We start from the raw sequence: 18204 nt of genomic DNA on the forward strand, positions 1-18204 counted from the left end.
ATAAAGCGAATCATTTGTTCTTGTTCTTTACAGAGGGGTTACAGCTTCAGCTGGTCGGCGGTCAGCAGGAAGACCATGTCGTCGCCATTGCTGGTGGTGAGCCAGGTCAGGCCCAGTTCACCGAAGGCGGCTTCGGCATATTCGCGCTCGTTGCCGATTTCGACGATCAGGATGCCGTCGTCGGTCAGGCGTTCGGCGGCGCCGGCGACGATCTTGCGCACCAGGTCCATGCCGTCCTTGCCGCCGTCGAGTGCCATTTCAGGCTCGGCGCGGTATTCCATCGGCAGCTTGCTCATCGACGCCGAGTTCACATACGGCGGGTTGGTGATGATCAGGTCGTACTTCTTGTCCGGCACGTTGGCGTACAGGTCGGACTGGATCAGCGTCAAACGGTCTTCCAGCTTGTAGGTGGCGACGTTCTTCTTCGCCACTTCCAGCGCGTCGGCCGACAGGTCGACCGCGTCGACATGGGCGTCGGGGAAGGCGTCGGCCAGCATGATGGCCAGGCAGCCGGAACCCGTGCACAGCTCCAGGATGTTGCCGACGTTTTCAGGCTCGTTGACCCACGGCGCGAAGTATTCCGGGATCAGCTCCGCGATGAAGGAGCGCGGCACGATGGTGCGCTCGTCGACGTAGAAGTTGTAAGTCCCCAGCCACGCCTCGTTGGTGATGTAGGCGGCCGGCACGCGTTCGTTGGTGCGGCGGTCGATCACGGCCAGGATGGACGCGACTTCCTCGGGCAGCAGGGTGGCGTCCAGGAACGGATCCAGGCGGTCCAGCGGCAGCTTGAGCGTGTGCAGGATCAGGTAGGCCGCTTCGTCGAAGGCTTCGACACTGCCGTGGCCGAAGAACAGCTTGGCGGTGTTGAAGCGGGTGACGGCGTAGCGCAACAGGTCGCGCGGCGTGGTGAAAGGAGTCGTGTTCATGGCTATCTCGGTAAAACAGTAATCGGTGTGCGCACGCCGCGCCGCTGGACCGCCGCCGGGCTTAGGCCAGCAGGTTTTCCAGCGTTCGGCGATAGATATTCTTCAGCGGATCGACAAAACGCAGCTCGATATGCTCGTCGATCTTGTGGATACTTGCGTTGGGAGGCCCGAATTCTATCACTTGAGGGCAGATCTGAGCGATAAAGCGCCCATCCGAGGTGCCGCCGGTGGTGGAAAGTTCGGTATCGACGCCGGTTTCGGACTTGATCGCGGCCGACAGCGCATCGCTCAACGCACCGCGCGGCGTCAGGAACGGCAGGCCGCTCAGCGCCCATTTCAGGTCGTAGTGCAGGTTGTGCTTGTCCAGGATGGCGTGCACGCGCTTCTTCAAGCCCTCGTGGGTGCTGGCGGTCGAGAAGCGGAAGTTGAAGTCGATGATCATCTCGCCGGGGATGACGTTGTTCGCGCCGGTGCCGCCGTTAATGTTCGACATCTGCCAGGAAGTCGGCAGGTAGTACTCGTTGCCTTCGTCCCAGCGTTCGGCCACCAGCTCGGCCAGCGCGGGCGCGGCCAGGTGGATCGGGTTCTTGGCCAGCTGTGGATAGGCGATGTGGCCTTGCACGCCCTTGATCGTCAATTTGCCGGACAGCGAGCCGCGGCGGCCGTTCTTGATCATGTCGCCCAGGGTTTCGTCCGAGGTCGGCTCGCCGACGATGCAGTAGTCCAGCGTTTCGCCGCGTTCCTTGAGCATATTGCAGACGATGACTGTGCCGTCGGTGGCCGGGCCTTCTTCATCGCTGGTGATCAGGAAGGCGATCGAGCCCTTGTGGTCGGCGTGCGCGGCGATGAACTCTTCGCAGGCGACGACGAAGGCGGCGATCGAGGTCTTCATGTCGGCGGCGCCGCGGCCATACAGCTTGCCGTCGCGGTGGGTCGGATTGAAAGGCTCCGAGCGCCATTGGTCGACCGGGCCGGTAGGCACCACGTCGGTGTGGCCGGCGAATACCAGCACCGGCGAGGTCGTGCCTTTGCGCGCCCACAGGTTGGTCACGCCGTTCGATTCGATGGTTTCGCAGGCGAAGCCCAGCGGCGACAGCAAATCGATCAGGTGCTGCTGGCAGCCTTTATCGTCCGGGGTGACAGAGGAGAGGGCGATCAGCTTTTCGGTCAGCGCCAGGGTCTTGGAAGGAGTCATTGTTCAGAGGTCGAAGATTTGTTTGTACTGGGCGTCGGAGAAGGAAACGGCGAAGGCGCCGTCCTTGTCCAGCACCGGGCGCTTGATCACGGACGGATTTTCCAGCATCAGCGCGATGGCCGATTCGTCATCGACGATGGAAGCCTTGCGCTCGTCGGACAGCGCGCGCCAGGTCGTGCCTTTTTTATTGACCAGCACATCGCGCGACAGGTGCTGGAGCCAGCCGGCGACGATCTCGCGCGTCAGGCCCTGTTTTTTAAAATCGTGGAACACAAAATCCTGCTGCGCGCCGGCCAGCCAGACGCGGGCCTTTTTGACGGTGTCGCAGTTCGGGATGCCATAGAGGGTGGTAGTCATGTGCTTGAATTCGGATGAGACGGCGGAAGGCCGACAGAATACCATGTCTGCGTCCCGAAATCCCGCCGGCAGCCCCATAACGGCCTCCAGCTATGTCGATTTGATATCTCTGCTGATCGAAATGGCATTGGTGGCTGCCGTCTCCATTGCCTACTATGGATTGGGCGGCTTGATCCTTGCAAGGGACTGATGGCAGCCTTACAAGACATTTACCATGATCAGGAGCCGCAGGATGGAATTGCAGAAGAAACCGACCAAGGAACAGATCCGTAACTACCTGGGCGAGCGACAGGCGCAACACTGCCCGCCGCCGTCCACTGTCGATATCCGTCGGCAGCTGGGTTGGGGATTGGTACAAACAGTGGAGGAGGAGCGGCGCGAGATTCCTGGCTAGGTATTTAACGTGAACTCGGTGAACGAGGCTTCGTCCGGCGAGGCCTTGGTTTCCGGCTCGGCCTGGGCGTTCTTGCTGTCCGGGCCATTATTGAGGAGCCACAGCAGGTTAGTGGCGGAATCGGCGTTGGCCAAGGCCTCGTCCTGGCTGATCAAGCCGTCCTGCACCAGCTTCAATAACGCCAGCTCGAACGATTGCGAGCCGGGCGACATGCTCTTCTCCATCGCTTCCTTGATCTGGCCGATTTCGCCTTTTTCGATCAGGTCCGAGATGTAGCGGGTGTTGACCATGATTTCCACCGCAGCCGTGCGGGTGCCGCCGTTGATCGAGCGGACCAGCCGCTGCGACACGATGGCCTTGACCGTCGACGACAGATCCTGCAGCAGCGCGGCGCGGTTCTCGATCGGATAGAAACTGATGATACGGTTTAGCGCGTTGTAGCTGTTGTTGGCGTGCAGGGTCGCCAGCACCAGGTGGCCCGACTGCGCGTAGGCCAGCGCGGCGGCCATGGTTTCCTTGTCGCGGATCTCGCCGATCAGGATGCAGTCCGGCGCCTGGCGCATCGAGTTGCGCAGCGCGGTGTAGAAGTCCTTGGCATCGCTGCCGATCTCGCGCTGGTTGACGATGGATTTCTTGTTCTTGAACAGATACTCGATCGGGTCTTCCAGCGTCAGGATGTGGCCGGAGCGCAGTTCGTTGCGGTGGTCCAGCATCGAGGCGATGGTGGTCGACTTGCCGGAGCCTGTCGAGCCGACCAGCAGCAGCAGGCCGCGCTTTTCCATGATCAGGTCCGCCAGCACCGGCGGCAGCTGCAGGTCGGTCAGCGCGGGGATGGTGGCCGGCACGAAGCGGAATACGGCGGAGATGGTGCCGCGCTGCTTGAACGCCGACAGGCGGAAGCGGCCCATGTTCGGCACCGATACGCCCATGTTCAGCTCATTGGTCGTGGCCAGTTCTTCCATCTGCTCGGGCGAGGCGATTTCCGCCAGCAGCGAGTGGATGTTTTCCGGTTCGAGCTTTTGCTGGTTGATGGGGATCAGGTTGCCGTTGATTTTGATGTGTACCGGCGAATTCACCGCGAAGAACATGTCCGACGCGTTTTTTTCCTTCATCAGCTGGAACAGGCGATCCATGGCCATGGCACTCTCCTCAAAATCAAAAAAAACGGGGACTGCGGCCAGTCCCCGGTTCCCGCCGCTTAGATACCGCGCAGCAGTTCGTTGATGCCGGTCTTGGCGCGGGTCTTGGCATCCACGCGCTTGACGATGACCGCGCAGTACAGCGAGTACTTGCCGTCTTCCGAAGGCAGGTTGCCCGACACGACCACCGAACCGGCAGGCACGCGGCCGTAGGTTACTTCGCCGGTGGCACGGTCGTAGATCTTGGTCGACTGGCCGATGTACACGCCCATCGAGATCACCGAGTTTTCTTCGACGATGACGCCTTCGACGATCTCCGAACGGGCGCCGATGAAGCAGTTGTCTTCGATGATGGTCGGATTGGCCTGCATCGGTTCCAGCACGCCGCCGATGCCGACGCCGCCCGACAGGTGGACGTTCTTGCCGATCTGCGCGCACGAACCGACGGTGGCCCAGGTATCGACCATCGCGCCTTCATCGACGTAGGCGCCGATGTTGACGTAGGAAGGCATCAGCACCACGTTTTTGGCGATGAAGGAGCCGCGGCGCGCGACTGCTGGCGGCACCACGCGGAAGCCGCCCTTGGCGAAATCTTCGGCGGTGTAGTTGGCGAACTTGGTCGGTACCTTGTCGTAGAACTGCATGGTGCCGTCGGAAGGCATCTGCACGTTGTTCTCCAGGCGGAACGACAGCAGCACGGCTTTCTTGACCCACTGGTTCACAACCCAGTCGCCGCTGGTTTTTTCGGCCACGCGGATGCTGCCGGCATCCAGACCCGCGATCACGTGCGAAACCGCGTCACGCAGTTCGGCGGTGCCGTTGCCCGGGTTGATGTTGGCGCGGTCTTCCCATGCCTGGTCGATGATGTTCTGAAGTTGTTGGCTCATGATGTTCGATCTATTTATTTGTTAAGGGACTTGCAGAATTGGACGATGCGCTGCGCAGCTTCCAGGCCTTCTTCCGTCTCGGCGACCAGCGCCATGCGGATGCGGTTGCGGCCCGGATTGGCGCCGTGGGCGTCGCGCGCCAGATAGCTGCCCGGCAGTACCGTGACATTATATTCGGCGTAGAGGCGCTGGGCGAATTCGGTGTCCGACAGGCCGGTCTGGCTGACGTCGGCCCACAGGTAGAAGCCGGCGTCCGGCAGTTCCACTTGCAGCACCTCTTGCAGCAACGGCGTGATGGCGTTGAATTTGGCGCGGTATTTTTCGCGGTTCTGTTCGACGTGGGTTTCGTCGTTCCAGGCCGCGATCGAGGCAGCTTGCACGGAAGGGCTCATGGCTCCGCCGTGATAGGTGCGGTACAACAGGAATTTTTTCAGGACGTCGGCGTCGCCGGCCACAAAACCCGAGCGCATGCCCGGCACGTTGGAACGCTTCGACAGGCTGCTGAACACCACCAGGCGCGCGTAAGGCTTGTCGACCGTGGACAGGCCCAGCGTGTGGGCCGCTTCCATCGCGCCCAGCGGGGCCTGGTCGCCGTGGTAGATCTCGGAGTAGCACTCGTCGGCGGCGATGACGAAGTTGTAGCGCTCGGACAGGGCGAACAGGTTCTCCCAGTCGGTCAGCGTCAGCACGGCGCCGGTCGGATTGCCCGGGGAGCACAGGAACAGCAGCGATACGCGTTCCCACACCGAGGCCGGGATGCTGTCGTAGTCGCAGCCGAAATTGCGGGCTGGGTCGGAATTGACGAAATACGGCTCGGCGCCGGCCAGATAGGCCGCGCCTTCATAAATCTGGTAAAACGGATTCGGGCTGATCACCAGCGACTTGGCCGCCGGGTCGATCACGGTCTGGGCCAGCGCGAACAAGGCCTCGCGCGAGCCGTTCACCGGCAGCACCTGGGTGGCCGGATCCAGCTTGGGGATGCCGTAGCGGCGTTCCAGCCAGCCGGCGATGGCGCCGCGCAGCGCGTCCGAGCCGATGGTGGTCGGATAGCTGGCCAGGCCGTCGACGTTGTCGATCAGCGCCTGCTGGATGAATTTCGGCGTAGGATGCTTCGGTTCGCCCATGCCAAGGCTGATCGCCTTGTGTCGCGGACTGGCGGTGACCTGCGCGAACAACAGGCGCAGTTTTTCGAACGGATAGGGTTGCAGCTTGTCGAGATGTGGATTCACGTGGCGGACCGGAGGCGGATCGTTGGAAAAAATGACGGTATAGCCTGTCATTATAGCGCCTCGGCCCGGGGAAGGGCAGGTAGTGGACAATGTCAAATTATCAAAGTAACCTGATTGATAATTGACCCTATATAGAGTAAGGATGACCATGCAAGCATCGGACGTGGACAAGGACGAACTGGCGCCGGGCGTGAGCCGTCGGGTGATGGCCGCGCGGCTGGCGACCGGCCTGGTGCAGGGCCTGCTGCTCTATTGGCTGTACAACGCCAGCAAGAGCGTGCTGTGGCCGGCCACGGCGCCGTACGTGATGGTGCCGTTGACGCTGCTGGCCCTGATCCTGCCGGTGCTGCTGATCTCCAGCCTGGGCCATCTGGCGCCCCGCAAGGCGGGAACATGGCTGTTGGCGGCGCTGGCCGTGCTGCTGGTGATGTCGTTGCACGACGCTTGGCGCGGGCAGTATGCCCGTCCCTTCCTCGGCAACCTGGACGGCAAGGCGGTGTACTCGCCGTCCGAGATACTGGTGTTTTTCAGCGTGGTGTTCTTCTTCATCGCGCACGCGCTGGTGCTGTCCGGCGTGCAGGATCGCCGGCGCGTGGCGAGCTACGGCACCTATTTCGAGACCGCGTGGAAGCTCGGCATCCAGCTGATGTTCTCGGTGTTCTTCGTCGGCGCGATGTTCATGGTGCTGTCCATGGGGGCGGAACTGTTCATGCTGGTCAAGCTCGATTTCCTGCGCAAGCTGCTGCGGGAATCGTGGTTCGTGGTGCCGGTGGCTTGCTCGGCCTTCTCCTGTGCGATGCACATCACCGACGTGAAGCCTGCCATCGTGCGCGGCATCCGCAGTCTGGTGCTGGTGCTGATGTCGTGGATATTGCCGGTGGCGGTGCTGATGGTGGCCGGCTTCCTTTGCAGCCTGCCCTTTACCGGGCTGACCGCGTTGTGGGAGACCCGTCATGCCACCTCGGTGCTGCTGGCCGCAGCCGCAGTGCTGGTGGCGCTGATCAACGCGGCGTTCCAGAACGGCGACGCCACCGTGCCCCTGCCTTTGCGGGTGAGCGCGCGCACGGCGGCGATCCTGATCTTGCCCATCACGCTGATCGGCATATACGCGCTGGGCCTGCGCGTGGGGCAGTACGGCTGGACCTCGGACCGCGTGATCGCCGCCGCCTGCCTGCTGGTGGCGTCGTGCTACGCGGTCGGCTACGCCTGGGCGGCCTATAAGTACGATACCTGGCTGCAGCCGATCGCCATGGTCAATGTCATCGCAGCATTCCTGGTGCTGGCCGTGCTGCTGGCGCTCTTTACGCCGATTGCCGATCCGGCGCGCATCGCCGTCAGCAGCCAGATGGCGCGGCTGGCGAAGGGCAAGACCAAGGCCGGCGAATTCGATTTCCGCTACCTGCGGTTTGAAGGCGGGCGTTATGGCCAGGCCGCGCTGGAAGAGCTGAAGCAGCGCACCACCGGGCCGGATGCCGAACTTCTGCAGCGCGAGGCCGCGGCGGCGCTGGCCCTGGAGCCGAAAGATCGCTGGCGCAAGCCGGAACGCTTTACCGCGCCGGTCTCGATCGCCGACAATCTGAAAGTCTGGCCGGCCGGGGCGCAATTGCCGGCCAGCTTCCTGGAGCAGAAATGGGATGCCGTGGCGGACAATGAAAAACCGGACTGCCTGACCAGGAAGGAAGGCAAATGCGACGCGTTCATCGTCGACGTGGACGGCGACGGCAAGCCGGAAATCCTGGTGGTGGAGTTGCAGCCCTCCTATAGCGACGGCGTGCTGTTTTCGGAAAGCGCCGATGGCAAATGGGGCGCGATCGCGACCATGGCGCCTCACGATCCGAGCTGCAAATCCTTGATGGACAAGTTGAGGCAGGGCGAATTCAAGATCGCCGAGCCGCGCCTGAGGGAATTGGACATAGGCGGGCGCCGGGTGGCTTTTGTGCCGAAGTTCTCCATGAAGGATGCCTGCGAGTCGATCAAGTAGCATCAAGCAGCATCAAGCAGCCGGCGCGGCCTGCAGCGGACAGTCCTGCATGTTCTCGCCAAGGCGGCGCGCCAGTTCGCCGCGCAGCGCGTGCAGGCCCTCGATGCGCTGGTCAATGTCCTCCAGCTTGCGCTCCAGCGCCGCCCGCAGCTGGGGCGCGGAGGATTCCGGCTCTGCCAGCAGCGGCAGGTCGGCCTCGATTTCGGCCAGGCTGAAGCCCAGCGTCTGCGCCAGGCGGATGTAGCGCAGCCAGTCCACCGCCTCGGGCGGATAGTCGCGATAGCCGTTGGCGCTGCGCCGTGCGCGCAGCAGGCCGCGCTTCTCGTAAAAGCGCAAAGTGTCGCGGCTCAGCCCGGTGGCGCTGGCGATTTCCCCGATTTGCATGCTCCGGCTCCAAATATCGTTTGACCCTGGAGTGTACTCCAGGCTTTAGCATGGCGGTACCTTATCACAGGAGCCACCATGCTTGCAGCGACCACCTTCCGCAAAATCGTCCTCGGCAGCGCCATCTACGACCTGGTCGTGACGGCGCCGTTTGCCACGCCGTGGAGTTTCGCCTACGCCCACGCCCAGCTGGACGACATCAACCGGCAGCTCGGTGGCGCGGCGCTGCCCGCGTTCGCGCCGTTCCACGTGCTGTTCGCCTGCCTGCTGGGCAGCGTAGTGCTGGTGTGGGCGCTGCTGCGCATCACCGATCCGCAGCAGCGCTTTGGCCGATTCGACGGCGCCGCGCGGCTGCTGTTCTCCACCTGGATGATCTGGACGCTGACCGTCACCGGCGCGCCGCTGCTTTGGCTGTTTATCGTGCCGGAGATGGCTTTTTGCGTGGCGCAGTGGCTGCCGGTACGTTCTTGCGGCGCGATGCCGCCAGCACCAGCAGACCTGCCAGCAGCATCGCCGTTGTTGCCGGTTCCGGCACGGGACTGAGCAGGAATCCGTGCAATATCCCGGTCCCGGTGTTGATGGCCGAGCCGACGATCTGCCCCTGGTCGTTGACGCCGTAAGCGTAGTTCAATACCCATCCCTCAGCGGCCAGGGGGGAAGGCAGCAAGGCGTTCAGGTCGATCGTCGCACCGCCGTCCCACAGCGTGGCGTGTATATTGCTGTCCCCGGCGGTGCTGGAATAGCCGACGACCTGGCCGCTGTTGTTCAGCGCGTAGGCGCCGCTGAAATTGCCCAGCGCGCCAAGAACCGTAGCGGTTCCGTGGTCCCAGACAACCGCACGGCTGTTGTCGGTGCCCGGCAATCCGGAAAAGCCGGCAACGATGCCCGCCTGGTTAATCGCGTTGGCGACGCTGTAGCTTCCACCCAGGGTGTCCAGGTTGACTACTGAGCCGTTGTTCCATAACGTGGCGCGCAATTGTCCGTCGGCGTCGCTGGCGGCGCCGACGATCATGCCGGCGTCATTGATGCCGCGGGCGTAGCTGGTACTGCCTCCCAGCGTACCCAGGTCAGTAATGGAATGGGCGGTCCACATCACGGCATGGACCGCGTTGTCGCCGGGACCCAAGGCCTCGCCGGCCATCAGCCCGGTATGGTTGATCGCGAAGGCCGCTCCACCGCTGCCGCCCAGCGTGCCCAGGTCCACCGCCGTGCCGCCAGCCCATCGCACCGGACGGAACGCGCCGGCAGCATTGGCCGAATAGCCGACCATCTGGCCGACGTCGTTCAAGCCGAAGCCCTGGCTCCAGGCGCCGCCGAGCGTGCCAAAGCTGGTCTTGTTATTGCCGTCCCAAATTGTGGCGCGGTAGGTGTTGTCTTCCGCGCGGGCGGCATAGCCGGCGATCTGGCCATTGTTGTTGATCCCGGTGGCGACGGAATAGGTGCCGCCCCAGGCGCCGAGGTCTGCGTAGGTATAGCCGTTGGTGGCGCTGGCCAGGCAGGAAGTGCACGCCAGAAGCCAGCCGGCGCAAGAGCGCAGGTATGAGTGAGGCACGGTATCTCCTGTCGGTTCGGTGGTCGATGACGGTCGGGATAGATGAATGCCTGACGGTGAGCGTGCGCCGCCATTGATGATATCTTAAAGATAAATTTATAATTTTGCTCATCAAATTGGCTATCGTGCGGCCAACTATCAATAGTTGCGGCGGCGCCGGCTGCCGACGTCGGCCGGTATGCTCGCCGCCAGGAAGTCGATGAAGGCGCGCACGCGGGCCGGCTGTTGCTGGCGGCTCGGATAGTAGGCGTACAGGTCGGCCGGGGGGAGGGTATAGTCGCCCAGCACCACCTGCAGGCGGCCGCTGTCGAGGTACTTGGCCGCGTCCCACTCGGAGCGCAGCAGGATGCCGTGGCCGTCCAGCGCCCAGCCCAGCACCACGTCGCCGTCGTTGCTGGACAGGCCTCCGTGCACCTTGACCGTTTCGGCCTTGCGGCCTTTCTCCAGCTTCCACGTGCTGTGGGTGTCGTTGTTCTGGCGGTGCAGGATGCAGCGGTGCTGCAGCAGATCCTGCGGCAGGCGCGGCACGCCGTGGCGCTTCAGGTAGGCCGGCGAGGCGCACAGGAAGCGCTGGTTCGACATGATCTTGCGCGCGCCCAGCCGCGTATCCGGCAGCTCGCCGAAGCGGATGCCGAGATCGTAGGCGTCTTCCACCAGGTTGATGGCGCGGTCGGTCAGCTGCAGCTGCACCTCCACATCCGGATAGCGCCGTGCGAAGGCGGAGACCAGCGGCGCGATGGTCGTGCGGCCGAATCCCAGCGTGGCGTTCACGCGCAGCAGTCCCTTGGGCGCGGCGCGGCTGCTCGATACCGATTCCTCCATGTCGCGGATGTCGCCCAGGATGCGCGCCGCCTGCGACAGATAGGTCTCGCCTTCGCTGGTCAGGCTGACGCGCCGCGTGGTGCGGTTCAGCAGTCGCACACCGAGGCGTTGCTCCATCAGCATCAGGCGCTTGGTGACGGCGGGCGGCGTGATGCCCAGCTCGCGCGCGGTGGCGGCCAGGCTGCCCAGCTTCGCCAGCAGCACGAAGAAGGACAATTCGGAGACGATGTCATTATTCACTTGAAGTATATAAAGGAATTAATATCGGTGAATTATACGATTGTATTTCAAGAGTAAGCTTGGGTTCATTCTTAGCCCACCGGAGACAGCAGCATGAAAATCGTCGAAATTCGCGAAAAGACCATTCCGATCAGTTCCCCTATCCGCAACGCCTACATCGACTTCAGCAAAATGACGCTAAGCCTGGTGGCGGTGATCACGGACGTGATCCGCGACGGCAAGCCTGTGGTGGGTTACGGTTTCAACTCGAACGGCCGCTATGGCCAGGGCATGCTGATGCGCGAACGCTTCATCCCGCGCATCCTGGACGCCGATCCGGTCTCGCTGATGAACGACGCCGGCACCAACCTCGATCCGCACAAGGTGTGGAACTGCATGTACACCAACGAAAAGCCCGGTGGCCATGGCGAACGCTCGGTCGCCATCGGCACCATCGACATGGCGATCTGGGATGCGGCGGCCAAGATCGAAGGCAAGCCGCTGTTCCAGTTGCTGGCGGACCGCTACGGCAACGGCACGCCGGACAAGAAAATCTTCGTCTACGCCGCCGGCGGCTACTACTATCCCGGCCAGAGTCACGACGCGCTGAAGGATGAAATGCGCAGCTATATCGACCGCGGCTACACGGTGGTGAAGAAAAAGATCGGCGGCGCCTCGCTGGACGAGGATTTGCGCCGCATCGACTCCATCCTCAGCGTGCTGGGCGACGGCCAGAAGCTGGCGGTGGATGCCAACGGCCGTTTCGATCTGGACACCGCCATCGCCTACGCCAAGGCGCTGTCGAAGTACGATCTGTTCTGGTACGAGGAGGCGGGCGATCCGCTGGACTTCGAGCTGCAGGCCACGCTGCGCAACTACTACGACAAGCCGATGGCCACTGGCGAGAACCTGTTCTCGATGCAGGACGCGCGCAACCTGATCCGCTACGGCGGCATGCGCGCCGACCGCGACTGGCTGCAGTTCGACTGCGCGCTGAGCTACGGACTGGTCGAGTACCTGCGCACGCTGGACATGCTGCACGAGCATGGCTGGTCGCGCAAGCGCTGCATCCCGCATGGCGGCCACCAGATGTCGCTGAATATCGCGGCCGGCCTGGGCCTGGGCGGCAACGAGTCGTATCCGGACCTGTTTCAGCCGTTCGGCGGCTTCCCGGACGGCGTGAAGGTCGACAACGGCTATATCACGATGCCGGACCTGATCGGCATCGGTTTCGAAGGCAAGGCCAACCTGTACGCCGAAATGAAGGCGCTCAGCGCCTGATCACAGCGCCGCCAGTACCTCGGCCGTACTGCGTACATGGCCGAGGATGGGGAATATGCCTTGCACCGAAAATTGGTGCATCTCCGCTTTGATGCTGGACATCGCGTCGTGCGCGAACACCAGCGCATAGCCCTGATCGGACGCCGCGCGCGCCGTCGATTCGACGCCGAAGTTGGTGGCGATGCCGCCCATGATGATGGTGCGGATGCCACGGCGGCGCAATTGTAGATCCAGATCCGTTCCATGAAACGCACCCCATTGGCGTTTGGCGATCACGATGTCTCCCAGTTGCGCGCCGGCCTGCGCCACCAGTTCCGAGGCTTCCGGTGGCAATGGCGGGGCGTTTGGATCGCGGGCCACCGAGATATCGGCCGGCAGGCGCAGTAGCTCGTTCACCAGCACCCGCACGTACACCACCGTGCCGCCCTTGGCGCGCAGCGCTTCCGCCAGCCTGGCGCTATTTTCCACGACTACCTGAGATGAATGCGGCGCCAGTTCGCGGCCGACGTTGCTGTTTTGCAGATCGATCAACACCAGCGCGGTGCTGGATGGGTGTATGGTCAACATGGTATTACTCCTAATGTGAGGATGCCCTCAGATAATTATAAATCGAATTCGGATATAATGTGAGGATGCCCTCAGATATTGAAAAAACCTCAAGGCGCAAGCCGCAGCAACTGCGCGGCGAGCAGCGCATGGCCGCCATGCTGGATGCTGCGGCCGGCGTCTTTGCCGAATCGGGATTCGACGCCGCCACCATGACGGCCATCGCCGAGCGTTCCGGCTCGTCCATCGGTGCGCTGTACCAGTATTTTCCGAACAAGCTGACACTGGCGCGTGCGCTGCGGGAACGCTACGGTGACGAGATGTCGCGACGCTGGACCGGCCTGGTGGCCGATGCGGCGCAATTGAGTATCGTGGCGCTAGTGGATCGCATCTTTGATTTGATGATCGGCTTTTTCGACGAGCACCCGGCCTATTTCACGCTGTTGAACGCCACACTGGGCTATCAGCGCGATGCCGGCGCGCGCCAGCGCCTGCGGGCTAAACTGGGCGCTGTGTTAAGGGAGAAGAAGCCCGAACTGGACGAGGCGGAGGCGCTGCGACTGGCGAACGTGTCGCTGCAGATCGTCAAGGGGCTCAATCCTCTTTACGAACAGGCCAGCCCCGCCGAACGGCGGGAACTGGTGGCCGAATTCAAGCTGGCGCTGGCCAGCTACCTGAAGCTCCGGTTGCACAGATAGCCGCAGCAACATCAGGCGGCTTTTTGCAGGGCCAGCGGCCGGCTCCACACCTGCTGCGCCACGCGCATCATGTTGCGGCCCATGACCAGCTCCGCCTCGGAGTCGGTCATGCCCACCTTGCGCAGCGCGGCGGCCAGCTGGCGCCAGACTTCCGGCGGCGTGAAGGTCGGCGGCCGGTCCGCGCTATAGCCGGCGGAGGCCGGCCACCAGTGGCCGGGATCGAAGTCGCCGGGCGGCGTGTCGTCCAGGGCCGGCTGCTGGAAGCAGATGTCGAGGCCGATGCCGGCGTGCGATACGCCGACCAGGTCGGCGATGTAGGCGGCATGGCGCGCCACGTCATCGGCGCCGGGATTTTCCTTGCCGAGGAACCAGGACAGGCCCGATACGCACACCACGCCGCCGGTGGCGGCGCAGGCGCGGATTTGCTCGTCGGTGACGTTGCGGCCGTGCTCCACCAGCGTGTAGGGATTGGCGTGGCTGAAGATCACCGGCTGCGTGGAGGCGGCCATGATCTCGAGGCTGCACAGCCGGCCCGTGTGCGAACAGTCCATCAGGATGCCGGCATCGTTCACCGCCGCCACCATGCTGTGGCCCAGCGGCGTCAGGCCGCGCGGCACGTCGTGGCAGCCGCCTGCGACGCTGTTGTTGCGGTTGTAGGCGAAGTGGATCTGGCGCACGCCCAGCTGCGCGTACAGCGCCACCATTTCAGGCTGGTCCAGCAGGGGCATCGAACCCTCGAGGTCGAAAGTGATGGCGATGCGGCCATCGGCGGCGGCCTGGATGATGTCGTCTACCGTGGAGACCAGCACATAGCTGTCCGGGTCCGATTCGATGGTGGCGCGGTAGCCGGCGATCACCGACATCACCTGTGAAATGGGATTCATGTCGGCGCCGACGTTGAGCGAAACGTAGTTCACCCCGGCGGCATGCAGGCGCCGGACCGGCGTGAAATCGGCCTGCGGGTGTTGCGGCAGGCAGGCGTGGGCGTCCCAATTGATCATGTCATTTTTCTTTATCAAAAAAGCTATGTTCCCACGAATGGCTGTCCAGGGCAAATCCCGTTCGGTGCATGCTTTATACTGTCGGCAAATTCATACTATTTAAGGCCGACATGTCTTTTTCTTCGCTGGGCCTTGCTCCCTCACTGATCAACGCCGTGACCGAAATCGGTTACCAGGAGCCGACCGCCATCCAGAGCGCCGCCATTCCCGCCATTTTGCGCGGAGAGGATGTGCTGGGCGCGGCGCAGACCGGCTCCGGCAAGACGGCCGCCTTCGCGCTGCCGCTGCTGCAATCGCTGCTGGACAACCGCAACGGCCCGCGCCAGCTGCACGGCCTGATCCTGGTGCCGACGCGCGAACTGGCGGCGCAGGTGGGCGAGTCGATCCGCAAGCTGGTGGCCCATCTGCCGATGCAGGTCAAGGTGTCCATCGTATTTGGCGGCGTGTCGATCAATCCGCAGATGATGGCCCTGCGCGGCGGCGCCGATATCGTGATCGCCACGCCGGGACGGCTGCTGGACCTGATCGACCACAACGCGCTGAAGATTTCGCGCACCGCGATACTGGTGCTGGACGAGGCGGACCGCCTGCTGGACCTGGGCTTCAGCGAAGAACTCAACCGCATCCTCGAGCTGCTGCCCAAGCAGCGCCAGAACCTGTTCTTCTCGGCGACCTTCCCGCCGGAGGTGCAGGCGCTGGCGGACGGCATGCTGCACCAGCCTGCGCGCATCGAGGTACTGTCTGAGCCGGTCAGCAAGCCGGACATCGCGCAGCGTGCGATCATGGTCGACGTGCCGCGCCGGACCATGCTGCTCAAGCACCTGATCCAGGAGCACAAGTGGAGCAGGGTGCTGGTGTTCGTGGCGACCAAGTATGCGGCCGAGCATGTGGCTGATAAGCTGAACCGCAACGGCATCCGCGCCGGCGCCTTCCATGGAGAGTTCAGCCAGGGGGCGCGCACCGAGGTGCTGGGCGACTTCAAGGCCAGCCGCCTGCAGGTGCTGGTGTCGACCGACATCGCCGCGCGCGGCATCGATATCGCCCGTTTGCCGGCGGTGGTCAATTATGATTTGCCGCGTTCGGCGGTCGACTACACGCACCGCATCGGCCGCACCGGCCGGGCCGGCGAGAGCGGAGTGGCGATCAGCTTCGTCAGCGCGGAGACGGAGCAGCATTTCCGCCTGATCGAGAAGCGCCAGGACATGCTGCTGCCGCGCGAGCAGATCGCCGGCTTTGAAGCGGTGGAGACGCTGCCGCCGGCGCCGGCCAATTCAGTCACCGATACCGTCAACGGCGGCATCAAGGGCAAGCGCAAGAGCAAGAAGGACAAGCTGCGCGAAGCGGCGGCAGCCGGAAAATAAGGCGCCGCGCCGTCAACCCGGCGCGGCGGACCGGTACAGCTTGCGGTACTCCGACGGCGAGGTCCGCAGCGCGGCGCGGAAATGCTGTCGCAGCGACAGCGCCGATCCAAATCCAGCCTGCTGCGCCACCATCTCGATCGATACCTCGGTGCCCTCCAGCAGATGCTGCGCGTGCGTCAGCCGCTGATTGAGCAGCCATTGCTTGAACGAGGTGCCGGTAGCGTTGCGGAAGTGGCGGGTGAAATTCCGGCGGCTCATCAGCGCGCGTTCGGCCAGCGCGTCGATGCTGTGGTTTTGCGTCAAATCCTCGCCGACCCAGCCCAGCACCTGCGCGAAGCGGTCGTCGCTGCCGGTCACCGGCAGTGGGCGTTCAATGAACTGCGCCTGTCCTCCCTGCCGGTGCGGCGCGACCACCAGCTGCCGGGCCACGCGGTTGGCGATCTCCGCGCCGCACAGCTGGCGCAGCAGGTGCAGGCAGCAATCAAGCCCCGCCGCCACGCCGGCCGAGGTGACCACTTTCCCTTCATCGACATACAGGACTTCGCGGTCTACCTTGACCTCCGGATAGCGGGTGGACATCGTGTCGGCGCAGGCCCAGTGCGTGGTGGCGGTGCGGCCGTCGAGCAGGCCGGCTTCGGCGAGTGGAAATGCGCCTATGCAGAGCCCCACCACTTGCGCTCCGCGCTGATGCGCGCGCCGCAGCGCTTGCAACAGCGTAGGTGGCGCAGGTCGGCAGTCGGCATGCCAGGACGGCATGATGACGATGTCGGCGCGGCCAAGCGCCGCCAGGCTGTGGGTGGCGACGATGTCGAAGCCGGCGGTGGTACTCAGCGATGTTGCTGGATCTTCCGCGCACACTTTGACGTCGAAGGTGGCGCTGCCGCAGTCGGCGCGCTGGGCGCCGAATACCTGGCACGGTACCGACAAATGAAAAGGGTTGATGCCGTCGAAGGCGATGACGGCGATGCGGTATTTCTGGATGGGAGATGCGCGCGTAGACATGGCCTGATTATATCGCATGGTGGCCTTCGGGCCACTTTTGGATAACGGCACGGCGACGGACAATATCCATCACCGGGCGCTTACGCCTTCATCCCACAGGAGAAAACCATGACCGCAACCCCACGCCGTGCCCTGATCGTCATCGACGTACAAAATGAGTATTTCACCGGCCAGATGAAGATTGAATATCCGCCGGTGGAGACCTCGTTGCCGAATATCGGCCGTGCCATGGATGCCGCGCGCGAGGCCGGCATCCCCGTGGTGGTGGTGCGGCACGATGCGCCGGAGAGCTCGCCGATATTTGCTGTCGGGTCGGATGGCTGGCAACTGCACGCGCTGGTCGCGCAGCGGGCGGCCGACCATCGCATCAACAAAAAGATGGCCAGCGTGTTTGCCGGGACCGATCTGGCCGAGTGGCTGGCGGCGAACGCCATCGACACGTTGACCATCGTCGGCTACATGACGCACAACTGCAATGCTTCGACCATCTACGAAGCGATGCACCGCGGTTTGCAAGTGGAGGTACTGCAGGATGCCACCGGCGCGCTGCCGTATGAAAACGCCGCCGGCAAGGTCAGCGCGGAAGAGATTCACCGCGTTTTCAACACGGTATTCCATTCCAACTTTGGCGCGGTGGCGAGCACCGAAGAATGGCAGTCTGCTGTACGCGATGGCCGCAAGCTCGAGCGCGACAATATCTACCTGTCGAACCAGCGGACCCGCCGCTAGCCGCCCGTGCGCTTGGGCTGGTGGCCCTGTTTCTTCAGGGCTTCCATCACCAGGTCGCAGTGGTCGCCCTGGATTTCGACGACGCCGTCCTTGACGGTGCCGCCGGAACCGCAGGCGCTGCGCAGCTGCTTGCCCAGCAGGGCGAGGGCGGTCGCGTCGAGCGCCAGGCCTTTCACCAGCGTGACGGTTTTGCCGCCACGCCCCTTCGACTCGCGCGAGACCTTCACCACGCCATCGCCGACAGGCTTGGTCCTGGCTGCGGCCTTGCAGCCGCAATCGGCGACCGGCAGGCCGCAGTCAGGGCACATACGGCCGGTTTCGGTGGAATAGACGAGGCGTGTTTTCATAGTGAGGCGAGATTCTAGCAGAAGCAAATCCGGGGTCAGATCTTAATGCCGTTAAGTTAAGGATTTCCTGAGCCTCCGTTCAGGATAGCGTTGCGGTTTTGCTTTGGTGACCCGATCGAATTTCCGGTCGGGTCGATAGACATTGAGTTCGAGG

Annotated in this window: 19 protein-coding genes and 1 pseudogene; 7 read left to right on the forward strand and 13 right to left on the reverse strand. The window is 63.4% G+C overall.

Annotated features, from left to right (window positions below; all coding sequences use genetic code 11):
• Positions 1-38: 38 nt before the first annotated feature.
• The 3 genes from prmB to ABWW33_RS17095 form a co-directional block, all read right to left on the reverse strand.
• Positions 39-926 (reverse strand): 50S ribosomal protein L3 N(5)-glutamine methyltransferase, encoded by an 888-nt coding sequence (gene prmB, locus ABWW33_RS17085; protein ID WP_176651737.1) that lies wholly within the window; start codon positions 924-926, stop codon positions 39-41.
• Between the two features lie 61 nt (positions 927-987).
• Complete coding sequence (gene dapE, locus ABWW33_RS17090) at positions 988-2121, reverse strand: succinyl-diaminopimelate desuccinylase (RefSeq protein ID WP_176651736.1); 1134 nt, start codon at positions 2119-2121, stop codon at positions 988-990.
• Between the two features lie 3 nt (positions 2122-2124).
• Positions 2125-2478, reverse strand: coding sequence for an arsenate reductase (locus tag ABWW33_RS17095; protein ID WP_353402961.1), 354 nt, complete (start codon positions 2476-2478; stop codon positions 2125-2127).
• Positions 2479-2710: 232 nt separating this feature from the next.
• Here ABWW33_RS17095 and ABWW33_RS17100 point away from each other — a divergent pair, with 232 nt between their 5' ends.
• Positions 2711-2872 (forward strand): hypothetical protein, encoded by a 162-nt coding sequence (locus ABWW33_RS17100; protein WP_176651734.1) that lies wholly within the window; start codon positions 2711-2713, stop codon positions 2870-2872.
• On the opposite strand, the gene ABWW33_RS17105 is transcribed toward ABWW33_RS17100, so the two are convergent.
• Genes ABWW33_RS17105 through dapC form a run of 3 tightly spaced genes read right to left on the reverse strand, consistent with a single transcriptional unit; the run spans position 2869 to position 6127 of the window.
• Complete coding sequence (locus ABWW33_RS17105; protein WP_176651733.1) at positions 2869-4011, reverse strand: PilT/PilU family type 4a pilus ATPase; 1143 nt, start codon at positions 4009-4011, stop codon at positions 2869-2871. The genes ABWW33_RS17100 and ABWW33_RS17105 overlap by 4 nt on opposite strands.
• A gap of 59 nt (positions 4012-4070) precedes the next feature.
• Entirely contained in the window at positions 4071-4898 is an 828-nt protein-coding gene (gene dapD / locus ABWW33_RS17110) for a 2,3,4,5-tetrahydropyridine-2,6-dicarboxylate N-succinyltransferase (RefSeq protein ID WP_176651732.1), read from the reverse strand.
• Positions 4899-4912: 14 nt separating this feature from the next.
• Positions 4913-6127 (reverse strand): succinyldiaminopimelate transaminase, encoded by a 1215-nt coding sequence (dapC, locus tag ABWW33_RS17115; RefSeq protein ID WP_353402979.1) that lies wholly within the window; start codon positions 6125-6127, stop codon positions 4913-4915.
• Between the two features lie 142 nt (positions 6128-6269).
• Here dapC and ABWW33_RS17120 point away from each other — a divergent pair, with 142 nt between their 5' ends.
• The gene (locus ABWW33_RS17120) at positions 6270-8108 is read left to right on the forward strand and encodes a DUF4153 domain-containing protein (RefSeq protein WP_353402962.1); all 1839 of its coding nucleotides are present in this window, start codon (positions 6270-6272) and stop codon (positions 8106-8108) included.
• Positions 8109-8120: 12 nt separating this feature from the next.
• Here the strand turns inward: ABWW33_RS17120 and ABWW33_RS17125 are convergent, their stop codons facing one another.
• Positions 8121-8492: a MerR family transcriptional regulator gene (locus ABWW33_RS17125; RefSeq protein ID WP_176651731.1), complete on the reverse strand. Its 372-nt coding sequence runs from the start codon at positions 8490-8492 to the stop codon at positions 8121-8123.
• A 78-nt stretch (positions 8493-8570) separates the two neighbouring features.
• Here ABWW33_RS17125 and ABWW33_RS17130 point away from each other — a divergent pair, with 78 nt between their 5' ends.
• Positions 8571-9035, forward strand: coding sequence for a hypothetical protein (locus ABWW33_RS17130; RefSeq protein WP_353402963.1), 465 nt, complete (start codon positions 8571-8573; stop codon positions 9033-9035).
• Here ABWW33_RS17130 and ABWW33_RS17135 read toward each other — a convergent pair.
• Positions 8989-10044: pseudogene (locus ABWW33_RS17135) on the reverse strand (hypothetical protein); the annotation flags it as partial. The gene ABWW33_RS17130 and the pseudogene ABWW33_RS17135 sit on opposite strands and share 47 nt — an antisense overlap.
• Before the next feature lie 138 nt (positions 10045-10182).
• Entirely contained in the window at positions 10183-11106 is a 924-nt protein-coding gene (locus ABWW33_RS17140) for a LysR family transcriptional regulator (protein WP_353402964.1), read from the reverse strand.
• Between the two features lie 93 nt (positions 11107-11199).
• Between ABWW33_RS17140 and ABWW33_RS17145 the strand changes: the two genes are divergently transcribed.
• On the forward strand, positions 11200-12366 hold the full coding sequence (locus ABWW33_RS17145; protein WP_353402965.1) for a mandelate racemase/muconate lactonizing enzyme family protein: 1167 nt from the start codon (positions 11200-11202) through the stop codon (positions 12364-12366).
• Here the strand turns inward: ABWW33_RS17145 and ABWW33_RS17150 are convergent, their stop codons facing one another.
• A complete protein-coding gene (locus ABWW33_RS17150; protein WP_176651727.1) occupies positions 12367-12933 on the reverse strand; it encodes an isochorismatase family protein in 567 nt (188 codons plus the stop codon).
• Positions 12934-12998: 65 nt separating this feature from the next.
• Here ABWW33_RS17150 and ABWW33_RS17155 point away from each other — a divergent pair, with 65 nt between their 5' ends.
• Positions 12999-13610 carry a TetR/AcrR family transcriptional regulator gene (locus tag ABWW33_RS17155; protein WP_353402966.1) on the forward strand — a complete coding sequence of 204 codons (612 nt, stop codon included), beginning with the start codon at positions 12999-13001 and terminating at the stop codon, positions 13608-13610.
• Positions 13611-13621: 11 nt separating this feature from the next.
• Here the strand turns inward: ABWW33_RS17155 and ABWW33_RS17160 are convergent, their stop codons facing one another.
• Positions 13622-14611, reverse strand: a complete 990-nt coding sequence (locus ABWW33_RS17160) for a dipeptidase (protein ID WP_353402967.1) — start codon at positions 14609-14611, stop codon at positions 13622-13624.
• Between the two features lie 110 nt (positions 14612-14721).
• Here ABWW33_RS17160 and ABWW33_RS17165 point away from each other — a divergent pair, with 110 nt between their 5' ends.
• On the forward strand, positions 14722-15972 hold the full coding sequence (locus ABWW33_RS17165) for a DEAD/DEAH box helicase (RefSeq protein WP_353402968.1): 1251 nt from the start codon (positions 14722-14724) through the stop codon (positions 15970-15972).
• Between the two features lie 12 nt (positions 15973-15984).
• On the opposite strand, the gene ABWW33_RS17170 is transcribed toward ABWW33_RS17165, so the two are convergent.
• Complete coding sequence (locus ABWW33_RS17170; protein WP_353402969.1) at positions 15985-16974, reverse strand: GlxA family transcriptional regulator; 990 nt, start codon at positions 16972-16974, stop codon at positions 15985-15987.
• A 108-nt stretch (positions 16975-17082) separates the two neighbouring features.
• Here ABWW33_RS17170 and ABWW33_RS17175 point away from each other — a divergent pair, with 108 nt between their 5' ends.
• A complete protein-coding gene (locus ABWW33_RS17175; protein ID WP_353402970.1) occupies positions 17083-17703 on the forward strand; it encodes a cysteine hydrolase family protein in 621 nt (206 codons plus the stop codon).
• Here the strand turns inward: ABWW33_RS17175 and ABWW33_RS17180 are convergent.
• Complete coding sequence (locus ABWW33_RS17180) at positions 17700-18050, reverse strand: translation initiation factor Sui1 (RefSeq protein WP_353402971.1); 351 nt, start codon at positions 18048-18050, stop codon at positions 17700-17702. The genes ABWW33_RS17175 and ABWW33_RS17180 overlap by 4 nt on opposite strands.
• Between the last annotated feature and the right edge of the window lie 154 nt (positions 18051-18204).

This window comes from Duganella hordei (assembly GCF_040369125.1).
Classification (GTDB): Bacteria; Pseudomonadota; Gammaproteobacteria; order Burkholderiales; family Burkholderiaceae_D; genus Rugamonas; species Rugamonas hordei.

Coding starts and splice junctions, on each gene's coding strand:
- prmB (WP_176651737.1), bottom strand. CDS start 926: ATGAACACGACTCCTTTCACCACGCCGCGCGACCTGTTGCGCTACGCC.
- dapE (WP_176651736.1), bottom strand. CDS start 2,121: ATGACTCCTTCCAAGACCCTGGCGCTGACCGAAAAGCTGATCGCCCTC.
- ABWW33_RS17095 (WP_353402961.1), bottom strand. CDS start 2,478: ATGACTACCACCCTCTATGGCATCCCGAACTGCGACACCGTCAAAAAG.
- ABWW33_RS17100 (WP_176651734.1), top strand. CDS start 2,711: ATGGAATTGCAGAAGAAACCGACCAAGGAACAGATCCGTAACTACCTG.
- ABWW33_RS17105 (WP_176651733.1), bottom strand. CDS start 4,011: ATGGCCATGGATCGCCTGTTCCAGCTGATGAAGGAAAAAAACGCGTCG.
- dapD (WP_176651732.1), bottom strand. CDS start 4,898: ATGAGCCAACAACTTCAGAACATCATCGACCAGGCATGGGAAGACCGC.
- ABWW33_RS17120 (WP_353402962.1), top strand. CDS start 6,270: ATGACCATGCAAGCATCGGACGTGGACAAGGACGAACTGGCGCCGGGC.
- ABWW33_RS17125 (WP_176651731.1), bottom strand. CDS start 8,492: ATGCAAATCGGGGAAATCGCCAGCGCCACCGGGCTGAGCCGCGACACT.
- ABWW33_RS17130 (WP_353402963.1), top strand. CDS start 8,571: ATGCTTGCAGCGACCACCTTCCGCAAAATCGTCCTCGGCAGCGCCATC.
- ABWW33_RS17145 (WP_353402965.1), top strand. CDS start 11,200: ATGAAAATCGTCGAAATTCGCGAAAAGACCATTCCGATCAGTTCCCCT.
- ABWW33_RS17150 (WP_176651727.1), bottom strand. CDS start 12,933: ATGTTGACCATACACCCATCCAGCACCGCGCTGGTGTTGATCGATCTG.
- ABWW33_RS17155 (WP_353402966.1), top strand. CDS start 12,999: ATGCCCTCAGATATTGAAAAAACCTCAAGGCGCAAGCCGCAGCAACTG.
- ABWW33_RS17160 (WP_353402967.1), bottom strand. CDS start 14,611: ATGATCAATTGGGACGCCCACGCCTGCCTGCCGCAACACCCGCAGGCC.
- ABWW33_RS17165 (WP_353402968.1), top strand. CDS start 14,722: ATGTCTTTTTCTTCGCTGGGCCTTGCTCCCTCACTGATCAACGCCGTG.
- ABWW33_RS17170 (WP_353402969.1), bottom strand. CDS start 16,974: ATGTCTACGCGCGCATCTCCCATCCAGAAATACCGCATCGCCGTCATC.
- ABWW33_RS17175 (WP_353402970.1), top strand. CDS start 17,083: ATGACCGCAACCCCACGCCGTGCCCTGATCGTCATCGACGTACAAAAT.
- ABWW33_RS17180 (WP_353402971.1), bottom strand. CDS start 18,050: ATGAAAACACGCCTCGTCTATTCCACCGAAACCGGCCGTATGTGCCCT.